Source organism: Streptomyces sp. NPDC025651, from assembly GCF_055558735.1.
This window is the reverse complement of sequence record NZ_JBVHLZ010000016.1, coordinates 126,628-147,132: the sequence shown is the minus strand read 5'-3', so window position 1 is coordinate 147,132 and position 20,505 is coordinate 126,628. Positions and strand designations below refer to the sequence as shown.

The 20,505-nt window shown below is 71.3% G+C and carries 16 protein-coding genes; 7 read left to right on the top strand and 9 right to left on the bottom strand.

Going from position 1 to position 20,505, the window contains the following annotated elements:
• Positions 1–132: 132 nt before the first annotated feature.
• On the top strand, positions 133–564 hold the full coding sequence (locus ACZ4D5_RS39100; RefSeq protein WP_467777249.1) for a VOC family protein: 432 nt from the start codon (positions 133–135) through the stop codon (positions 562–564).
• A gap of 312 nt (positions 565–876) precedes the next feature.
• A complete protein-coding gene (locus ACZ4D5_RS39095; RefSeq protein WP_467777248.1) occupies positions 877–1,707 on the top strand; it encodes an SDR family NAD(P)-dependent oxidoreductase in 831 nt (276 codons plus the stop codon).
• 259 nt (positions 1,708–1,966) lie between these two features.
• On the opposite strand, the gene ACZ4D5_RS39090 is transcribed toward ACZ4D5_RS39095, so the two are convergent.
• Both ACZ4D5_RS39090 and pstS read right to left on the bottom strand, forming a co-directional pair.
• On the bottom strand, positions 1,967–2,587 hold the full coding sequence (locus ACZ4D5_RS39090; RefSeq protein WP_467777247.1) for a LysE family translocator: 621 nt from the start codon (positions 2,585–2,587) through the stop codon (positions 1,967–1,969).
• 73 nt (positions 2,588–2,660) lie between these two features.
• Complete coding sequence (gene pstS / locus ACZ4D5_RS39085) at positions 2,661–3,815, bottom strand: phosphate ABC transporter substrate-binding protein PstS (RefSeq protein ID WP_467777246.1); 1,155 nt, start codon at positions 3,813–3,815, stop codon at positions 2,661–2,663.
• 182 nt (positions 3,816–3,997) lie between these two features.
• On the opposite strand from pstS, the gene ACZ4D5_RS39080 reads away from it, so the two are divergent.
• From ACZ4D5_RS39080 to ACZ4D5_RS39065, 4 genes are all read left to right on the top strand, one after another.
• Positions 3,998–4,720, top strand: a complete 723-nt coding sequence (locus ACZ4D5_RS39080) for a transporter substrate-binding domain-containing protein (RefSeq protein ID WP_467777245.1) — start codon at positions 3,998–4,000, stop codon at positions 4,718–4,720.
• Between the two features lie 202 nt (positions 4,721–4,922).
• Complete coding sequence (locus ACZ4D5_RS39075) at positions 4,923–6,206, top strand: MFS transporter (RefSeq protein ID WP_467777244.1); 1,284 nt, start codon at positions 4,923–4,925, stop codon at positions 6,204–6,206.
• Between the two features lie 147 nt (positions 6,207–6,353).
• The gene (locus ACZ4D5_RS39070; protein ID WP_467777243.1) at positions 6,354–8,720 is read left to right on the top strand and encodes a molybdopterin cofactor-binding domain-containing protein; all 2,367 of its coding nucleotides are present in this window, start codon (positions 6,354–6,356) and stop codon (positions 8,718–8,720) included.
• A 15-nt stretch (positions 8,721–8,735) separates the two neighbouring features.
• Positions 8,736–9,212: a (2Fe-2S)-binding protein gene (locus ACZ4D5_RS39065; protein WP_467777242.1), complete on the top strand. Its 477-nt coding sequence runs from the start codon at positions 8,736–8,738 to the stop codon at positions 9,210–9,212.
• Positions 9,213–9,241: 29 nt separating this feature from the next.
• Here the strand turns inward: ACZ4D5_RS39065 and ACZ4D5_RS39060 are convergent, their stop codons facing one another.
• The 7 genes from ACZ4D5_RS39060 to ACZ4D5_RS39030 all read right to left on the bottom strand — a co-directional run bounded on the left by ACZ4D5_RS39060 (position 9,242) and on the right by ACZ4D5_RS39030 (position 19,228).
• Positions 9,242–12,814 (bottom strand): SAV_2336 N-terminal domain-related protein, encoded by a 3,573-nt coding sequence (locus ACZ4D5_RS39060; protein ID WP_467777241.1) that lies wholly within the window; start codon positions 12,812–12,814, stop codon positions 9,242–9,244.
• Between the two features lie 2 nt (positions 12,815–12,816).
• Positions 12,817–13,803, bottom strand: a complete 987-nt coding sequence (locus ACZ4D5_RS39055; protein WP_467777240.1) for an AAA family ATPase — start codon at positions 13,801–13,803, stop codon at positions 12,817–12,819.
• Entirely contained in the window at positions 13,800–16,046 is a 2,247-nt protein-coding gene (locus ACZ4D5_RS39050) for a VMAP-C domain-containing protein (RefSeq protein WP_467777239.1), read from the bottom strand. Before ACZ4D5_RS39050 ends, ACZ4D5_RS39055 begins: the two co-directional genes overlap by 4 nt.
• Positions 16,036–16,422 (bottom strand): CU044_2847 family protein, encoded by a 387-nt coding sequence (locus ACZ4D5_RS39045; RefSeq protein WP_467777238.1) that lies wholly within the window; start codon positions 16,420–16,422, stop codon positions 16,036–16,038. The genes ACZ4D5_RS39050 and ACZ4D5_RS39045 overlap by 11 nt, the downstream gene beginning before the upstream one ends.
• 89 nt (positions 16,423–16,511) lie before the next feature.
• The gene (locus ACZ4D5_RS39040; protein WP_467777237.1) at positions 16,512–17,264 is read right to left on the bottom strand and encodes an SDR family oxidoreductase; all 753 of its coding nucleotides are present in this window, start codon (positions 17,262–17,264) and stop codon (positions 16,512–16,514) included.
• Positions 17,261–18,481 (bottom strand): acyl-CoA dehydrogenase family protein, encoded by a 1,221-nt coding sequence (locus ACZ4D5_RS39035; protein WP_467777236.1) that lies wholly within the window; start codon positions 18,479–18,481, stop codon positions 17,261–17,263. Before ACZ4D5_RS39035 ends, ACZ4D5_RS39040 begins: the two co-directional genes overlap by 4 nt.
• 108 nt (positions 18,482–18,589) lie before the next feature.
• Positions 18,590–19,228 (bottom strand): HAD family hydrolase, encoded by a 639-nt coding sequence (locus ACZ4D5_RS39030; protein ID WP_467777235.1) that lies wholly within the window; start codon positions 19,226–19,228, stop codon positions 18,590–18,592.
• Positions 19,229–19,523: 295 nt separating this feature from the next.
• On the opposite strand from ACZ4D5_RS39030, the gene ACZ4D5_RS39025 reads away from it, so the two are divergent.
• Complete coding sequence (locus ACZ4D5_RS39025; RefSeq protein WP_467777234.1) at positions 19,524–20,465, top strand: alpha/beta fold hydrolase; 942 nt, start codon at positions 19,524–19,526, stop codon at positions 20,463–20,465.
• The last annotated feature ends 40 nt before the right edge of the window (positions 20,466–20,505 follow it).

The window sequence follows — 20,505 nt, the reverse complement described above, 5'->3', positions numbered from 1 at the left end:
AACTCGGCTGGTCTTGCGCACCGTTGACTCCTTCTGCTCGTCTTGTACCACCAGCCTGCGGCGCATCCGAGGACCGATCATGAGTACGCGTACTCAGAAGGCGTCGCGGACCACCTAGGGAAAGCGGCCGCCATGAGCATTCTCGACTCCTCGATACCGCGCTTCCATCTCGCCATGCCGGTGGACGACCTGGCCGCCGCACGCCGCTTCTACGGCGGGGTCCTCGGCCTCGAAGAGGGCCGCAGCGCGGACACCTGGGTGGACTGGAACCTGCACGGCCACCAGTTCGTCACGCACCTCGCACCGGAGCGCGCGCGGCGCGTGCACAACCCGGTCGACGGCCACGACGTCCCCGTGCCGCACTTCGGTCTGATCCTGACCGTCCCCGCGTTCCAGGAGCTCGCGGCGCGGCTGCGCACGGCGGGCACCGAGTTCGTCATCGAGCCGTATGTGCGCTTCGCGGGGCAGAAGGGGGAGCAGTGGACGATGTTCCTCCTGGACCCGGCCGGCAACGCCCTGGAGTTCAAGGCGTTCGCCGACGACTCGCAGGTGTTCGCCGCCTGACGGGCATCAGGGCGGCATATGGAAACCGCGTCCGAGGTTGAACGCGGATCCGGGGGCCGCTTCCATGGAGAGCGTGAACAGCGCGTGGCTCCTCCTCGACCGGCCCCCTCATCGGGCGTCCCGTCGCATGCCCCGCTGTCCTGTGACGGGAGTGTCCGCCGCGCGCTGACGCGTTCTCCCGAGGAGCTCAGGGGCGCCGTGACCTGAACCGGCGCCCCTGTGTGTCACATCCATCAACACACCCTCTTCGTACGCGATGTGAGTCGCCGTCAGGCACCTCGGACGTCGCGTGCCCCAACCCCTGGATGACCCATGCCCGAATCCGGCCTGCCCACCTCCTCCCCCCTGTCCGGCCGCACCGCCCTGGTCACCGGCGCCACCTCCGGCATCGGTTTCGCGACCGCGCGGCAGCTCGCGGAGCGGGGAGCCCGCGTCCTGCTGCACGGGCGCACCGCCGAGGAGGCCCGTGCGGCCGCCGACCGCCTGATCGCCACCACCGGCATCGACGCGGCCCGACTCCACGCGCTCGGCGCCGACTTCGCCCACCTCGACGAGGTCGAGGCACTGGCGGACCGGGTCGTGCGGGACCACCCCCACGTGGACGTCCTCGTCAACAACGCCGGGACGGCGGCTCCCGAGCGGCACACCATCACGGCCGACGGCAACGAGATCGCCTTCCAGGTCAACTTCCTCGCGCACTACCTGCTGACCTGCCTCCTGGAGCCGTCCCTGACCTCCGCGCCGGGCGGCCGTGTCGTCAACGTCTCCTCCTCGCTGCACCGCACGGCGTCGATCCAGTGGAGCGACCCCCACCGCGCCCGCCGCTACTCCCGACTCGCCGCGTACGCGCAGTCGCAGCTCGCCCTGACGGTGTTCGCCGCCGACCCGCGGGTCACCGCGGTCTCCGTGCACCCCGGGGTGTGCGACACGGCCCTCCTGCCGCTGTACGCCGACGAGGGGGCGACTGCGGCGGAAGGCGCCGCGCACGTGGTGCGGCTGTGCGATCCGGCCGTGGAGATCGTCAACGGCGCCTACTACGACCGCGCCGAGCGCGTCGCTCCCGCGCCCTCGGCCACCGAGGGCCGAACCGTCAAGCGCCTCACCAAGCTCGCCGACCTGCTGGTCGGCCGCGCCACCGTCTGACACCGCTCATTTTCGGCCCCTCTTTTCCCTGCTCACAAAGGAGTTGCCCCCGCCAGGTCCCGGTGCGGCCTGCGCACCGCCCGGCTCCGAACCGGCCCTCACCACGGGCACTTTGACGCCATGATGAGCCAACGTGGCCCATCATGGCGTCACTTGCGCGCCATGCTGACATCGCGGTACTTCCCGCACCGGAGGGACACCATGCAGCACGAACTGACGAATGATCCCGTGGACGGCCTCCCGACGGACACCGCGGACCTCAGCCGTCGGCCGTCGCGACCTTCAGGCCGAAGCCGATCAGGACGACTCCGGTGACACGGTCGAGCCCGCGGCGCACCGACGGCTTCTCGAAGAACGCGCGGGCCTTGGCCAGCACCATCACATAGCCGCCCAGCCAGATCAGGGTGAGGGCCGCGTGCAGGAGGACGAGCAGGGCCATGCCCAGGTGCGAGGGGAGCTCGCGCGGGGCGAGGGTGGGCAGCAGGCCGGTGTAGAAGACCGCGATCTTCGGGTTGAGCACATTGCTGACCAGGCCGGTGCGCCACGGGTTGCCCCCGGTCTCCGACGCGCTCGCGGCGACGGCCTGCCGACCGCTCCCGCGGCTCCTCACCAGGGCCTGCACGCCCAGGAAGACCAGGTACGCCGCGCCGAGCAGCTTCACCGCCGTGTACGCGGCCGCCGACGCGGCAAGGACGGCGGCGAGGCCGACCACGGTCAGCACGCCCCAGACCAGCAGCCCGGCGGTGATCCCGCCGACCGTGCGCAGGCCGTCGCGCCAGCCCGCGCCGACCGCCCGTCTCGTCACCACGGCCATGTCGGGCCCGGGCACCACTGTCAGCAGCGCGAGCACACCCGTCGCCGCCATGATCTGCGTGAACATGGAGGCAGTCTCACATCGGGCGGGATCCCTCGGCACAGCCGGGTCCAACAGGGCCCGGTCAGCCGTACGTACGTCAGGCGAGCGTGCGCACCACGTCCCGTACCTGTCCCGCGACCGACTCCGGGAGCGGCGCGTAGTGCAGCCGGGAGAGGTTCTTCTGGCCCGCCTCGCTCGCGGTGTAGGTCAGGAACGACTTGAGCGCGGGCAGGGTCTCCTTCTGGTTCCCCCTGTCGCAGACGATCTCGTAGGTCACCTGCACGATCGGGTACGCGCCAGGGGTCTTCGTGTCGTGGCGGAACTTCAGCGTCATGTCCTTGCCCTTGCCCGCGACCCGGGCCTCGGCGATGCCGGCCGACGCGGTGACCGGCGTCGGCTCGACGGGGGCGGGAGCGCCCGTGTCGACGGCGACCGTCCTGATCTCGCGGGCCCGCGCGAAGGACAGCTCGAAGTAGCCGATCGCGCCGAAGCCCGAGGTCACCTCCGAGGCCACGCCGCTCGACCCGCTCGCCGACGCGCCGCCCCTGCCCTGCCAGGCCTTGCCCACCGGGTGGGTCCAGACCTCGGGTGCGGCGCCCGCGAGGAAGGCCTGGAAGTTCTGCGTGGTGCCCGAGTCGTCCGACCGGTGCACGGGCCGTATCGGCATCGAGGGAAGCTCCGCGCCCGGGTTGAGACGCGCGATCTCCGCGTCGTCCCACATGGTGATGCGGCGGTCGAAGATCTTGGCGATGGTCGGCGCGTCCAGGACGAGGTCCTCGACGCCGGGCAGGTCGTAGCCGATCGCGATGGGGCCGCCGACCATGGGCAGGTCGATCGCCCGTCCACCCCGGCAGACGTCCTTCGAGTGCTCGACGTCCGCCCGCTTCAACGCGCTGTCGGAGCCGCCGAACGCGGTCGCGCCCCGCAGGAACTGCGCGCCGCCCGCGCCGGATCCGATGGGGTTGTAGGCGATCCGCACGCCGGGGCAGGCGCCTTGGTACTGCTTGATCCAGTACTTCATCGCGTTCTGCTGGGCGCTCGACCCGGTGCCCTGTACCTTGCCCGTCTTCGCGCAGTCGATCCCCGCGACGGCCGCGGACCCGGCGGAAGCTCGGTCGTCGCCCTTCCCGTCGTCCTCCCCGAGGCCCACAAGAGCGCATCCCGTGAGCGACAGCGACAGCAGGGCCGTCAGGGAGGCCGCCGCGAGCGCTCTCCCGCCTTGGTACGTACGTCCTGGACCTGGGCGTTGCAACGTTGTCCCCTCGGGGTGCCGCGAACGCGTCGCGGATGTTCTTCTGTGACAGCCTCAGATGATCGTCGATGCGCGGTGCCGGCGGGTGACCACGAGGCGAACATCGGGCGACGTACTGCCGTACGGACATCGAGCGGTAGTCGCAGTGGAGCACAGCGTGAGGGTGACCTACACTCCGCCCCATGAAGATCGCGAGTGCTGCCGTCGTCGAGGACCTGGCGCCAACGGGCGTACTGCGGGCCTCCATCAACCTGGGCAACCCGGTCCTGGCACAGGGGACACCGGCGGCTCCGGCCGGCATCACGGTCGACATCGCGCGCGAGATCGGCGCGCGTCTCGGCGTCCCCGTGGAACTCCTCTGCTTCGACGCGGCCCGCAAGTCGTACGAGGCGATGGCCTCGGGCCTGGCGGACCTGTGCTTCCTCGCGGTCGAACCGGCCCGCGAGGCCGAGGTCGCCTTCACCGCGCCGTACGTCGTGATCGAGGGCGTGTACGCCGTGCCCGTCGACGCGCCCTTCGCCACCCCCGCCGATGTCGACCGTGCCGGTGTACGGATCGGCGTGAAGCGGGGCTCCGCGTACGACCTGTTCCTCACCCGCACGCTGCGCGACGCGACCGTCGTACGGGGCGACGAAGGAGTCGAGGTGTTCCGCGCCGAGAAGCTGGAGGTCGCGGCGGGCATCCGGCAGCCGCTCACCGCGTACGTCGCCGCGCACCCCGAACTGCGCCTGATCGAGGACCGGTTCATGCAGATCCGGCAGGCCGTGGGCACGACCAGGAGCCGTGCGCCCGAGACCGTCGGCTTCCTCCGTGAGACCGTGGAGGAGCTCAAGGCCACGGGGTTCGTCGCGGCGTCGCTGCGGCGTTCCGGACAGGCGGAGACACTGGCCGCCCCGCCCGGGTAACCTGCCGACGGATCGTCCCCCGCGAGGAGTTGGAATGCCCGGTCGCACGAGCACGCGCTGACGCATCAGGTCGATCGACCCGTCATCGCGTGCTGCCCCTGATGCGCGGCACAGCGAGCCTTTCCCCGCCCGTGCGTCCACCGACACCGTTGTTGCGTGCCGGTGGGCCGGGCGTCGCTCTCGGCATTCTTCAGGGGTCTGTATGCCATCCGTCTTCCACGACGCGCCATCCGTCTTCCACGACCGCGATTTCCGTCTGCTCTGGGCAGGCCAGAGCGCCTCGCAGTGCGGGGAGCAGGTGGGTCTGGTCGTCCTGCCGTTGACCGCCGTGCTGGCGCTCGACGCGGGGAGCGCCCAACTCGGGGCGCTGCGCGCCCTGGAGCAGGTGCCGATCCTGCTGTTGTCGCTGTTCGTCGGCGCGTGGGTGGACCGGCGGCGGGCGCGCGACGTGATGGTCCTCGCTGACCTCGGGCGTGCGGTGGCGCTGGCCGTCGTTCCCCTCGCGTATCTGCTCGGTGTGCTCGGGATGCCGGCGCTGCTCGCCGTCGCGCTGCTCCTCGGCGCGATGAGCGTGGTCTTCGACGTCGCCTATCAGGCCTCTCTCGTACGGCTTGTGAGGCGCGATCAGTTGGCGCGGGGCAACAGCGCGTTGGAGGGCAGCAGGTCGGCGGCGCGGATCGGTGGGCCCGCGCTCGGGGGTGCGCTGGTGTCCCTGTGCTCCGCGCCGGTCGCCCCTCTGTCGGGGGCGGTCCTCTTCGTCCTGTCGTTCCTGTCCATTCGGGGCATGCGTCGGCGCGAGTCGCTGTCCGGGCGTGAGGCGCCGCCGTGGCGGGGCGAGCGCGTCGAACCTGCCGGGCGGGTGGGGCGGCGGATCCAGGAAGGGCTTCGACTCGTCCTGCGTGACCCGTCGTTGCGGGCGGTGGGAACGGCCTCGGCGGTTTTCCAGTTCTCCTTCGCGGCGCTGATGACCGTGTATCTGCTCTTCCTTCCGCGTGAGCTCGGTCTGTCGGGCGCGGGCGTCGGCCTGGTGCTCGCGGCGATGGGGCCGGGGGCGGTCGTGGGGTCGCTGCTCTCGGCGTGGCTGCCGGGGAGGATCGGGTACGGCAGGGTGCTGGTGTGCTCGGCCGCGCTCGCCGACGGTGTGATGCTCTGCGTGCCCGCGCTGCACGGTTCCTCGACTGTCACCGTCGCCCTGCTGATGGGCGTCAACTTCGTGTTCGGCGCCTTCAGTCAGACGGTCAACGTCACCGTCATGGCCGTGCGCCAGGCCGCCACTCCCGTCCGGCTCCAGGGCCGGGTGGTCGCGACGATCACCTTCGTCGGCATGGGGCTGACTCCGCTGGGCTCGCTGCTCGGCGGGTTCCTCGCCGAGGCGTGGGGGCTGCGCGCCGCGCTGCTGACGACCGCGGCCGGGCTCGCGCTGTCTCCCTTGGTCATGGCCTGCTCCCCGCTGGCACGTCTGGGCCGGTGGCTGCCGTCGGTCTGACGCGGCTGCCGCCGGACAACGTGACTGTCATCGGCCCGACACGGCTGTCATCGGCCTGACGTGGGCGTTTCTCGGCCACAAGTACGCCGCACGACGTGCAACACGCCACACTTGTCACTCCCGTTCGGGCCGTGAAAGGACCACCCCATGACAGAACCCAGTTCCTCGGCGGAGAGGGACGCGGAGACGGCGCCAGGGACGCAGGGGGAGCCCGAGCCGTCCGCGCCCGGCGGCCCCGGCCGTCGCAGGGTGCTCGCGTACCTCCTCGCCGCCCCGACCCTCGCCGTCGGCGTCCGCCTCGGCGCCGACGCGGTCGCCGGGCAGGAGGCCGCGGCCGCCGTGCCCTCGCCGCCGCAGCCGGAGAACCTCTTCGACCTCGGCGATCTGCAGAACCTGGTCGCCGCGCCGACCTCCGGACTGATCACGATCCAGGTGCACACCGACGGCACCGCCTCGTTCGCGGTGCCGCGCGCCGAGGTCGGCCAGGGCATGACCACCGCCATCGCCATGATGATCGCCGAGGAGATGGACCTGCCCCTGGAGAAGGTGCGGGTCGATCTCGCCGACGCACGGCCCGAGTTGCTGATGAACCAGTTCACCGGCGGCTCCAACTCGATGCGCAGCATGTATCTGCCGGTGCGCACCGCGGCGGCCGTCGCCCGCCACCGCCTCCTCGCGACGGCGGCGGAGCAGTGGGGTGTGGCGGCCTCCGGACTCACCGCCGAGGACGGCGTGATCAGGCACGGGGCCACCCGCAGCGCCAACTACGGCTCGCTCGCCGAGAAGGCCGCGAGCACCGAGGTCCGCGCGGCCTCCGCACCCCTGAAGTCCCGCGAGGACTTCACCGTCCTCGGCACGCCGCGCAACCGCATCGACGCGCTGGAGATCGTCACCGGCCGCAAGAAGTTCGGCATGGACCACGACGTGCCCGACGCCAAGCCGACGATGGTGCGCAGGCCGCCGACCATCAACGGCACGGTGAAGGCCGTCCACAACGCCGACGCGGTCCTGAAGATGCCCGGCATCACCGACGTGGCGACGATCGAGCACGGTGTGGCCGTACGCGGCGCGACGTTCGGTCAGTGCATCGACGCGCTGCGGGCGTTGGAGGTGACCTGGGGCCGGGGCACCGTGGACAAGGAGTCGGACGACAGCGTCCTGCGCAAGATCAAGGCGGCGGCGCTCCCGATGATCGTGCCGCCGCTGCTCACCAAGAAGTTGGACGCCGAGTTCACCTTCGCGTTCGCCAGCAACAGCCCGCTGGAGCCGGACAACGCCATCGCGGACGTCCGCGCCGACCGCGCCGAGATCTGGGCGAGCCTCAAGGTGCCGATCGTGGCGCAGCAGGACATCGCCGCCCGCCTCGGCCTGCCCCACAAGGCGGTCACCGTGCACGTGGTGGAGGGCGGCGGCTCCTTCGGCAGGCACCTCTTCCACGACGTGGCCGCCGAGGCCGCGGAGATCTCGCAGAAGATGGGCAAGCCGGTCAAGCTGTCCTGGTCCCGCACGGACAACTTCCGTCAGGGGCGCACCCATCCGATGTGCGTCTCGCGGGTCCGCGCCACGTACGGACTCGGCAACGTCCTCAGCTACGAGCAGCGGCACACCGGTTCACAGACCGACTTCGGCCACGGACTCGGCGAGATGATCACGTCGGCGGCGGCGAAGCTGCCGGTCGCGGGCAATCTGACGTTCGCCGAGACGATCTTCCAGCTGACACAGTCCACGCCGTACGACTTCGGTGTCACCACACAGCTGCTCAACGAGGTGCCGCTGAAGTTCAACACGGGCAGCATGCGCAACATCTACTCGCCGAACGTGGCCTGCGCCCGGGAGCTCGTGGTGGACCAGCTCGCCGCGAAGATGGGCAGGGACCCGGTCGAGTTCCGCCGCTCGTTCCTCAAGGACAAGCGGCTGCGCGCCGTCCTGGACAGGGCGGTCGAGGAAGGCGAGTGGGGCAAGACGCTGCCCTCGGGGATGGCGCAGGGCATCGGGCTGCACGCCGAGTACCGGGGCGCGGTCGCCACGCTCGTCGAGATCGACTGCCGTCCCGAGACCGTCAACCGGAAGATCCCGGACGCGGTGACGGGGCCGCGCGTCACCAAGGCGCTGATCGTCGTCGACGCGGGGTTCGCCATCAACCCCCGTGGCCTGGAGGCCCAGATGATGGGCGGCTTCAACGACGCGCTCGCCATGGCCCTCACCTCCAGTCTGCACATCGAGGACGGCCTTCCGCTGGAGGGCAGCTGGGACAACTACTTCTATACGAGGCAGTGGAACACGCCCCTGGAACTGCGGGTGGTCGTCATGCCGAGCGACAGCGAAAAGCCCGCGGGTGCGGGTGAGTTGGGGGTGGCGCCCGCGTTCGCGGCCATCGCCTGCGCGTACGCGCGCGCCACCGGCACCCTGCCGACGAGCTTCCCGATCAACCACGGCACGATCAGCTTCGACCCGCTCCCCCGCGAGCCCTCCACGCCCCAGTCCCCCACCGACGGTCTCGACCGCGCCTTCTGAGGAGCCGAACCCTCCATGGCAAGCCACACCTTCAAGCTCAACGGCGAGCGGATCACCGTCGAGGCCGAGGACGACGTACGCCTCCTGTGGGTCCTGCGCGACCTCCTGGGCGTCACGGGCCCCAAGTACGGCTGCGGCCTCGGCGTCTGCCAGGCGTGTACGTCGCACATCAACGGCAAGGCGTTCAACCCCTGTTCGGTCCCGGTCGCCAAGATCGCCCCTGACGACGAGATCACCACGATCGAGGGCCTGCCCGCCACGGTCGGCAAGGACCTCCACCCCATGCAGGAGGCGTGGCTGGACCTGGACGTGGCCCAGTGCGGCTACTGCCAGCCGGGCCAGATCATGACGGCGGTCGCCAAGGTCCGCCGGGCCGCGGCCGAGGGCCGCGAGATCACGGACGCCGATCTGGACGAGATCCGCAACATCTGCCGGTGCGGGACGTACAACCGGATCCGGGATGCGATCAGGGCGGGGGCGAAGAACATGTGACGGGGCGTCGGTCGACGGCGGGGCCGAGGTCACTCCTCCGGCTCCCCCGTGCCGGACATGCTGAGCAGCAGGTCCTGCAGGCGCTGGAATGCGGCGACGGGGAAGGACTGCGGACTGCCGCCCCCCAGCATGGCATCGAACACTCGCTCGTAGTCGTCGAACGCCAGGCCCTTCGGCATCCGGCCGCTGTGCACCTGACGCTCCCAGAACTCCCTCACGAGGCGCTTGCCGTCGGGGAGCCGGAAGTCGGTCAAGGCCACCGGGTCGCTCCGCATGAACTCCTTGAGGTGCCGGAACCCGGGCCAGGTCTGGGGCGTCACCACCAGGAAGCGCAGTGGGAACTCGTCGGCCGACTCCTCTACGGGACCGAGCAGCAGCGGCAGCAGCACGGCTCGGAAGTCCGACTCGGTGATCACTTCGGCGTGGTCGATCGCGAGGAGGTGCGGTCGACGGCAGGCCTGGGACCGCAGCCCGAGCGTGTTCAGGAAGGTCTCGAAGATCTCTCGCCTGCGGGCCTCGGCGTGTCGGTCGCTCTCCACCACGAAGGGGCCCCCGCAGTCCACCGAGGGCGCGGGGAGCCGCTGCGCCCAGTCCTGGCCGCCTCGCAACGCCCGGTTGAGAACCTGGTTGAACTTGGCGAACTCCTCCGGGCTCATCGGTTCGGGCTGCCGAGGGTCCGTGCAGGCCTCGCGCAGCGCCCGCAGGACGGCGAGCCAGCCCAGGGTGCCGGGATCGTCGCCGTCGCCCCGGCCAGCGTAAGCGGCGAGATCGGCGTACGTGACGTCCTCACCCCGCAGCATGCTGGTGAGCAGGCACCACTTGGCCAGCCACGTCTTGCCGGACCCGCGCTGCGCCGAGGTGATGGCCAACAGGCGTTGCGGCTGCTCCCCCGCATGCTGCTCCCACCAGCCGATGCGCCGCTCCCTGTCCCGCCCCAGGAACATGCCGAGCTGCTCGAAGGGCCAGCTTCCGTTGAGCCGGGTGAGCTCGGGCTCCGCGTGGCCGAAGTCCACCCGCAGGACGTCGTCCGGGTTGCTCACGGCGGAGTGCAGGACCGGCGGCGCCCAGGAGGGCCCGTCGGGTTCCGTCATGTGCAGATGATGGTGGACCTCGGTGAGCGCCACGTCGAGAGGCCGCCCTCGGGAGAGCTGCTCGTAGAACGCGTACGAGAACCCGGTGGTGGGCGAGACGGCGCCCTGCATGGTCACCACCGCCGCGGAGCCCCGGACCAGACAGGCGTCGACCAGCGCCGTCAACTGGGCGGCGGGAGCGTCCGCTTGACGGTGCGTGGTGAACACGACGAGCGGCGGCGTCCACCCGTCGTAGAGGGCGCCCATCTCCTCCGGACCGAGCCACCACCATTTGTTCTCGCCGTGGACGACGCACAGATAGCCCTCCGCCGTGTCCATGCGATGCCCGATGAAGTGCAGCACGCGCGGACGCAGAGCGGCGATTTCTCCGGCCAGCCGCGGAAGGCTCGGGCCGTCGAGGACCTCGGTATGGACCCGCCCGGGGAGAGCGGAGAGCGCCGCCCCGATCATGGCGACCTCGCGCTCCGCCGCACGATCGGGGTCGTGCGGATTGCAGATCACGAGCAGGACGCGGAGGGGACCGTGGCTGCTGGATTCACCGGCGCCCCCGGAAGGGCCCGCGTGCCGCTTTCTGCTGATCGCCAAGCGGGTCCTGCGCCACAGAGACCGTACGTCGCCCATCAACTCCCATGGCAGTGCCGCGAGTTCGGGGGTGTCGATGTCGAGCCTGACGCGCAGCGGAGCCTCTTCGGGCACCTCGCTCAGCAGCTTCTCCCACAGCCCCGCAGGAGCCCCGCCGAGCAGCCCTTCGCGCAGCCGCGGACCGACGTGCGCCCAGTCGTACGCGATCCCGCCGACTTCGGCGCCCAGTGGCCACTCCGCACGTCCGCCGACCGCCGTCAGACACACACGGTCGCCCTTGATCCGTAGATCGACCTCCGGCACGCCGCCGAGAGACATCGACGGGATCTCAGCACTCCGAAGCCGAGCCTCCAGCCGCCCGAAGCCCCTGGCCTCCTCGGGCAGCGGGTCCGTACCGGCCTCGTGGCTCAGCCATGCGGGGAAGTCCGGTGCGCGACCCGCCAGTTCGCCGATCCGCCGTGCGACGCGGCGCGTGGTCTCCGTGGTCTGCGCGGTGGGCAGCGCGTCGACCAGGATGCGGCGTACGTCGTCCGGGAAGCGGAAGACTCGGTGCCGGTGGCGGATGGTGTCCTGGGGCATGTGCGCCGCCGGCCGCACCAGACCGCCCAGGAACACCTCCGCGAGCTGCGCGGTGGTGGTGGGCCATGGAAGCGCCTCGGCGACCAGTCGCATGACGGGGACGGTGAGCGGTGAGACGGCCGCCAAGTGGGTCGCCAGGCGATAGGCACCGGGCGACGCCGTACGGCGGAAGTCGCGGACCTGCTGCGCGGCCGGGGCGTCCCCCGCGCGCGGTGCCGGCGGCCCGGGCCGAAGCGCCGGGATCGCGGCGTCCCACAAGTGCAGCGTCTCGCCACCGCTGCCCGACACCGTCAGCCGTACCCATGCGGCCAGGGCGCGCGGGTCCGGCTCCAGTACGGGGACGGGCATGCCGCTGAGGTAGCTCAACTCCGCGGGCAGCAAGGGGTCGTCGATCCGCCAGGTCACGTTGGCGGCGCCGGGCCTGCAGGACCGCACCGTCCAGCGGCGCGCGGCCAGCCCCGAGCCGTCCCACATCCGCGGGGGCAAGGCGTGCAGCACTGCCGTCGGCCCGTACCTGGCCCACTGGGACAGCAACGCGTGCACGCCTCCGTCACGCCAGCCGGGACCCGCCCCGTCGGACACGAGGAGCGTCATCGTACGGCCGGAGGGGTCGGTGATCGCGGCGGGCCGCACGACGCGTTGGGCATCGGCGAACGGGCGGGTGACCAGGGTGGGAGGATGACCGGCGCGCAGCCGCAGTCCTCTGACCTCGATCCGCCGGAAGGCTCCCAACTGTTCCAGCAGCGTGCGCAGTTCGGTGCAGCGCCGCTGCCACAGGAGCATCGACGGGCCGTCGTCGAGGACGAGGACGAGATCGAGCCAGCGCTCCCGGACTGGCCGGGTCACCACCTCCATGAGTCCGGTCTGCGCGATCTGCTCCACCGTCGCGGCCTCGTCGACCTCGGTACGGAGTGGTGAGGGCCTGTACCTCTTCAGCGGACGCAGGGCCCTGGCGGCCGGCAGGAACGTGGACAGCGACCGGGGTTCGGGGACCCTGACGGGCCTTCCCCGTGGCCGGGGCGGCGCCGCCGTGTCGGGTCCGGGCCCGCCCGTCGGCGATGCGCGGTCCGCGCTCGCCGGGTCCTGCGCACCGACGGGTTCGTCGAGCTCCGGTGCGGCGTACAGGTCCGCCGACGGATCCTGCTCCCTCTCGACACGGTTCGGCACCGCGTCGGTCCGCCCTTTCGGAAGCGGTTTCCCGTTCCCGGAGCTCCTCCCCGCCGTCGCCAGGGCCAGGGGCGCCGCCTCTCCGCGAGGCATCCGCTCCGCCAACCACAGCACGTCGACGAGCTCCTGCGCGGTCGGCTCGCCGCCCACTTCCCGCAGCAGACGCAGCATCTCCTCCAGCACGGCTACACCGCTCCACCCAGCTGATGGAGCACCGCGTCGAGCAGCCCCTCCGCATCGAGGTCCACGCCGCTCAGACGTAGATGGGCGGCATTGAGCAGCTGATCCGTGGCGAGCTCCCCCGGCGCACGGCGGGCGAGGAACGTGCGGATCAAGTCGGCGACGCCCGGCAGCGCGTCCTCGCCGAGATGGGCGCCGACGATCGCCCACAACCGCTGCTCGTCGGGGTCGGGCAGGTAGAGACGTACGCAGCGGCGCAGGAACGCGGGCGGGAACTCCCGTTCTCCGTTGCTGGTGATCACGATCACCGGGAACTCGGAGCACCGGACGAACCCGCGCGTGACGAGGACGGGGGGCTGCGCGTGCGCCGTGTGCACGTGGACCCGGTCCTCCCCCGCGGGCAGCCTGGAGAGCTCCGGTATCTCGAACTCCCCCTCCTCCAGGACGGTGAGCAGGTCGTTCGGCAGGTCGACATCGCCCTTGTCGAACTCGTCGATGAGCAACACGCGCGGCGTCGGGCACGGTGTCATCGCGGTGCCCAGCGGCCCGAGCCGGATGAAGTGCCCGATGTCCGGGAGCGCCGTGCCCTGGTCCTTGGTGAGGCTGCTCTCGCGGAGCCGGCCGACGGCGTCGTACTGGTACAGGGCCTCGGCCACGGTGGAACGGCTGCTGACCGGCCAGCGCAGCACCTTGCCCAGCTGCATTTCGTGCGCGATGGCGTACGCGAGGGAGGACTTGCCGGTGCCGGGGTGACCGGTGACCAGCAGGGGGCGGCGCAGATGCAGGGCCGCGTTGACGACATCGGCCTGGGGCCGGTCGATGAGGTAGGGGCGGAACGCGTCGGGGTGTCCGGGAATCGCGTCTTCCGGGGTGCTCCTCGGCCCGAACCGGCGCCAGGGGGGCGGCTCGGGCATCGTGACGTGCCGCGGCTGACCGTCCCCGCGGAAGAGCCGCCAGCCGTCGGCGGTGTCGGTGCTCGGCGGTTCCGTCATGGGGTCTGCTCCTCGCCTGTCGGGTCCCTCCAGTACGGCAGCGGCGGGATTCGCGTGGGGTCGTCCCAGATGAGGGCGGGCGCCGTGGTGACCGCCTCAGGCTCGCCGAGCGCTCGCGCGCGGTGCCTGCGTACGCGATGGGGAAGCGCCGTGAACGAGCCCTTGGACATCAGGGCGGTGAGATGGTCGCTCCGGTCGGTGGTCCTGCGGTCCCACAGCACCACCGGCACGCCCAGAGCAAGGCACATCGCCCGCAGGCGCGCCCGATGCCGTTCCTCGCAGCCCAGCACCACCCGGGCCACGTTCCGGTCGTCCGCGAGCAGTCCGTACACCTGCATCGGAGTGGTGTGCCCGTGGTCCAGGCACAGCAGGGCGCCGTGCTCGCGTCGGTCCCAGCGCAGCCGCCAGTCGGGCAGCCGTGCCCCGGCGCGGTGGCGCACCTCGGGGCATCGGATGACGATCGCGTACTCGGCGCCGAGTACGCACGGAATGCCGGTGTCGGGGTCCTCGCCGTCCCACTCCTCGATCGGTTCGTCGAGATCTCCGCGGTCGAGCAGGACCTCGATGACGGGTTCCGCGGTCGCCGTCGCCGTCGGCTGTCCGGCTCCACCGCTCCCACCGCTCTCCGCGGTCGCGCGGAGCAGGGCTCTGTGCAACCGCCGTGCAATCTCGGCCGGTTGGAGTTCCTGTTCCTCCGCGACGACCCTGCGGTCTTCCTCGCCGACGCGGCCCGAGTTGTACCAGGCTGCGCAGTGGTACATGCCGGAGTACCCGCGCCACAGCCGCACCGTGAGTCGGGGCTGGGCGGATTCGGTGGCGCGCCGACGACGTGCCTCCGCCCAGGCCACCGCGTCGTACCGGCGCTCCCGCAGGGCGGCATCCGCCACTCCGAGGCGTTCGGCCACCGCCTTGCACCACTCCCGCAGGCCGTCGGCGCGCGCCGCGTCGCAACAAGCAGCCACGTACTCCACGACCCGCAACAGGGCCGGTACGCGAGGCGTGCCGTCGGGTATGGGCGCGCTGTCGCCGCCGTACTCCTCCAAGAGTCCGACGAGCCGCTCCGTTTCGGGGGCCTCCGTCTCCTCTTCAGGGGTCTCCGTCTCCTCGTCGAAGAGCAGCGCGTGCGGCAGGGCCTCGCGAGCCGCTTCCCTCAACGGGATCATGCCCTCCGCAGGGAGCAGATCGAGCAGCCAGCGGTGCTCGCGGACCGAGAGCAGACCGGGCAGGAGAGCGGACCGGCCCAAGGACAGGAGCGCGGCGGTGCCGACCGGATGCTCCTTGGCCAGGCCCTCCGTCAGCACGGCGATGGCCCGATGCCGGGTGAGCAGCACCTCCGCGATGTCGTCGACCGTCGCCGTGTCGCTCTCCGAGGTGTCGAGCCCCAGATCGGCCGCCAGCCTGTCGGCGTGGGCGGCACGTGCCACCGGGTCCTGGAGCAGGTCCGCGACCGTCCGCGCCATCGCATGGCGCACGGCGGGGTCCACGGCGATCGTCAGGAGTGCCGCGCCGCACCGCTTCTGCGGCAACTGGACGTATCCCTCTCCCAGTTCGGCCTCGATCACCTGCCAGGGGAGGGTGATCGTGCGGCGGACGACCTGGTGGTCGGCGAAGGTGTCCGTATCCGCCGGCATGATGCCCAGGACGATACCCACCGCGGCCTGCTTCGCCTCGCACCACAGAGGGCCGCCGCTGTAGCCGGGTCCGATGGCCGCTCCGCGCAGCACCGAGTCGACCACGGCCCAGGAGTCCTCGCGCAGGCGCACCGAGCCGTCGGCGAAGGTGAACGACTGGCCGCTGCCGTACCAGGCGCGCACCTCCTGCCCCTCGTCCATCGCCGCCCACGGCACCTGCCGCAGCCCCGCGGGAGGCGTCCCGCCCAGCGTGAGCACCGCCAGGTCACCTGTCCAGATCCGGTCGCCGGGGCGGGCAGGCTCCCGCTTCGGACCCGGCCGCCGCGCCGGAATCCACCGCGTGACCCGCGCCGTGAACAAGGCGTTGCCGTCCGACACCGGAAAGCCGAGGTCCACCGAGGCAGCCGTCGCCGGGCGATCCTGGGTGAACAACTCACGCCCGAGCGCGGCGTTGACCACGTGGGAGCACGTCAGCACGCGCCCTTCGCCGAGGTACACACCACCGCCCGCGATCGAACCCGAACGTAGTTTCCTGACCGAAGCCAGGTACGTCCGTACCGTTCCCGCTCGGGTCCTCGGCGCACGCAGCCCGCTGCGCTCCTCACCCGGCATGGTCGAGATGCCAGGTCGCGGTGACCGTCATGGTCGCTTCGGCGGTGGCGCCCACGATGCCGATCTTCAGGTCCTGGGCGACACGGACCCCGAAGGAGACGGAGAGCTCCTGCGGGGTGTCCGGGACGGTGGAAACCGTGTCGTGCACCTGTTGCAGCAGGGGCACGACCGGGGCGAGCAACATGCGCAGGGCGCTTTCGGCCGCGGTCACGACCCGGCGGCCGCCCGCCACGGGTCGGGACTGGCCGAAACCCGGGACCGGGTCGTCGGCGCCCTCGGTGCCGTCGCCTTCGCCCGCGGCATCAGGCAAGGGAGCGAACGCCCGCAGGGCCAGCCGTGTCCCGTCATCGAAGGAGAACTCGATGAAGTCTGCCACCGCACCAGTCTGCCCGAATCACCAACTCTTTGGCGATATACGGGAGTTGCGCAGACATGGAGAAACTCCTCACCGCATACGGACATTCCTCACAGCGGCCCGCCCCCGAGCAGCTGCCCTCCGTCCACGACCAGCGTCTCCCCCGTGATCCAGCGCGCCCCGTCGCCCGCGAGGAACGCCACGGCCTCCGCCAGGTCCTCGGGTTCGCCGATCCGGCCCAGCGGGGTGGCCGCGGCGACCCGGGCCTCGTTCTCCTGCCAGAGCGCCTCGGCGAGCTTCGTGCGGACGACGCCGGGTGCGATGGCGTTCACGCGGACCTTCGGGCCCAGTTCCAGGGCGAGTTGCTTGGTGAGGTGGATGAGCGCGGCCTTGGAGACGTGGTAGATGCCGACGTCCTGGGCCACCGAAAGGCCGCCGATCGAGGCGGTGTTGACGACGGCGCCGCCGTGTTCGCCCATCCATGCCTTCACCGCCAGTGACGTCCACAGGATCGGTGCCCACAGGTTGACGTCCATCGTCTTGGCGAAGCGCGCGTGGTCCTGGTCGACGACCGGGCCGTACGCGGGGTTCGTACCGGCGTTGTTGACCAGGATGTCGAGGCTGCCGTACGTCGCGACGACGTGGTCGACGCAGGCGCGGGCGGCGGCCTCGTCGGTTGCGTGGGCGCCGAAACCGGCCACGCCTGCGCCCAGTTCGGCGGCCGCCTCCTCGGCGCGTTCCTCGCTGCGCGAGGTCACCACGACCTGCGCGCCGCGGTCGCGCAGGGCCGCGGCCGCCGCGAGGCCGATGCCCCGGGACGCGCCTGTGACAACGGCGACCCTGCCGTCCAGCGGGCCGCTCATCGCGCGGCCCGCTCGGACTCGCGGCGGCGCAGCTCGCGCAGCGCGATGGTGCGCTTGTGCACCTCGTCGGGGCCGTCGGCCAGGCGCAGGGTGCGCAGATGGGCGTACATGGAGGCCAGCGGGAAGTCGTCGCTGACGCCCGCGCCGCCGTGCACCTGGATCGCGCGGTCGATGACCTTGAGCGCGACCTCGGGGGCGGCGACCTTGATCGCGGCGATCTCCGTGCGCGCCTCCTTGTTGCCGACGGTGTCCATCAGGTGCGCGGCCTTGAGGGTCAGCAGCCGCGCCATGTCGATCTCGACGCGGGCCTCGGCGATCCAGTCCTGGATGTTGGCCCGGTCGGCGAGGGGCGCACCGAACGTCGTGCGCGACTGCGCGCGGTCGATCAGCAGATCGAGGGCGCGTTCGGCCATGCCGATCGTGCGCATGCAGTGGTGGATGCGGCCGGGGCCGAGCCGCGCCTGGCTGATCATGAAGCCGTCGCCCTCGCCCGCGAGCAGGGCACCGCGGGGGACGCGCACGTCCTCGAAGAGCACCTCCGCGTGGCCCTCGCGGTCCTGGTAGCCGAAGACGGGCAGGCCGCGCAGGACCGTGACGCCCGGGGTGTCGAGCGGGACGACCATCATGCTCTGCTGACGGTGGCTCGGCCCGTCCGGGTCGGTCTTGCCCATGACGACGAGCACCCTGCAGTTCTTGTGCAGGGCGTTGGAGGTCCACCACTTGCGGCCGTTGAGTACGTAGTCGTCGCCGTCGCGGACCATCCGCATCTCGATGTTGCGGGCGTCGGAGCTGGCGACCGCGGGTTCGGTCATCGCGAACGCGGAGGCGATCTCGCCGGCCAGCAGCGGCTTCAGCCACTTCTCCTTGTGCTCCTCGGTGCCGAAGAGCGTGAGGACCTCCATGTTGCCGGTGTCCGGCGCGTTGCAGTTGGTGGCCTCGGGGGCGAGGTGCGCGCTGCGGCCCATGATCTCGGCCAGCGGCGCGTACTCCAGGTTGGTCAGGCCGGGGCCCCACTCCGGGTGCGGGTGGAAGAGGTTCCACAGGCCCTGCTTCCTCGCCTCGGCCTTGAGCTCCTCCAGGATCGGCGGGTGGAAGTGCGGATCGCCGGACTCCGCCATCTGCGCCTCGTACACCGCCTCGGCGGGGTAGATGTGCTCGTCCATGTAGGCGAGCAGCCTCTCCTGGTACTCCTTGGCCCTGTCGGTCACGTCGAACACGGGTCGTCCTCCCACGGTCTTGGTCCGGCGGTCTTGGTCCGGCGGTCTTGGTCCGGCGGTCTTGGTCCGGCGGTCTTGGTCCGGCGGTCTTGGTCCGGAGTCTGGGTCTCACGCGCCGGGCGTCGGCGCCAGGAGGCGCGCCAGCTCCGCGGCGGTCGTGGCCGCGTCGCGGTGCACGACCCCGGCGATGCCGAGCCGCTCGGCCGCCGCGACGTTCTGGCGCAGGTCGTCCACCATCACGGTGTCCTCGGGCCGCGCCCCGATGCGCTCGCACGCGATCTCGTACGCGCGGCGCGACGGCTTGCGCACCCCGATCTCCCCGGACACCGTCACGGCGTCGAACATCGCGGGCAGGTCGAAGCCGGCGTAACAGTTGTCGCCCAGGGAGTTGGAGAGCAGTCCGACGCGGTGCCCGTCGGCCCGCGCCTTCGCCACGAGGGCGATCATGTCGGGGTCCGCGCGCAGCCGGACCTGCAGACGGTCCACCAGCCCCGGGCCCTCGACCGCCGCCCCGTGCGCCCGCAGCCGCGCCGCGAAGCCGTCCTCGAACTGCCGCTCCCCGATGCGCCCTTCCTCGTGCGCCACGAGCAGCGCGGCGCTCTCCTCGTCCTTCGAGAGCAGCCGCAGCAACAGCCGCGGGTCGTCGCCCAGTTCCGCGCCGAGCTCCTCGAAGGCGGCGACCACGCTCGTGGTCAGCACCCCGCCGAAGTCGAACAGGACCGCACTGCGCGTACGCGTCTCAGTCATCGCCTGGCACCCTCACTCGCCTCGGGTCCCGTCAACATAATTGAATCCGGATTCAGGTTCAAGGGTCATCGGGCCACCCGGACGGCCTGCCGAGCGCGGCGCCTCGCCTCCCGTGCTCATCGGGCCTCGACCGCGGCCGGGCCCGGCCCCGCCTGCGGGTCGCCGTCCGCTCAAGGGGGTCCCCGGATGAGGGGGCCCTGTACATTTGAACCCAACGTCAAGTTCAATACCTTGAACACGGCCTCCACCAGCGCGAGTTCTCGCGCCGGACCTGCGGATCACGGGAGTTCTGCGTATGACGACACACATCCCGATCGCCGAGTGGAACCGCGTCGCGACGCGCGAGGTCGCGACGGACGGCATCACGCTCCGCGTCTTCGACCACGGCGACGAACGGCCGGGCAGGCCCCCGGTGGTGCTGTGCCACGGCTTTCCCGAGCTGGCGTTCTCCTGGCGGCACCAGCTCTTCGCACTGGCGGAGGCGGGGCATCGCGTGCTGGTCCCCGACATGCGGGGCTACGGCGGCAGTTCACGCCCCGCCGACGTCGACGCGTACGACATCCTGACGCTCTGCGGCGACCTGGCCGGGCTCCTCGACGCCGTGGGCGCGGACGACGCCGTCTTCGTCGGGCACGACTGGGGCGCCGCCGTGGTCTGGCAGATGGCCCTGGCCCACCCCGAGCGGGTGCGCGCGGTGGCCGGGATGAGCGTGCCGGTCACGCCGCGGGCCCCTGCGCCGCCGCTGCCGATCCTGCGCAAGCGCCTCGGCGACGACTTCTACATGGTGTGGTTCCAGGAGCCCGGTGTCGCCGAGGCCGCCCTGAGCAGGAACGTCCGCAGGACCATCGTCACCAGGCAGATGTTCACCGCCACCTGGCCCGAGCACGACGACGAGCAGTTGACGCTCCCGCCGTGGCTCAACGAGGAGGAACTGGCCTACTACGTCGACACGTTCCAGGAGACGGGTTTTCGCGGAGGCCTCAACTACTACCGCAACCTGGACCGCAACTGGACGCTCACCGAACACCTCGCCGACCGCGTCGTCACCCGGCCCTCGCTGTACCTCACCGGATCCAGGGACCCCGTCGGGAAGTTCATGCCCGCGAAGGACCTCGACCGGATGCTCGCGGACCCGCGCGGGCACGTCGTGCTCGACGGCGCGGGCCACTGGGTCCAGCAGCAGCGTCCCGCCGAGGTGAACGCCGCTCTCCTGACGTTCCTCTCCGAGGTCGGCTGATAACATCCGCTGCCACCGGTTACGTACAGTTCGAACGACA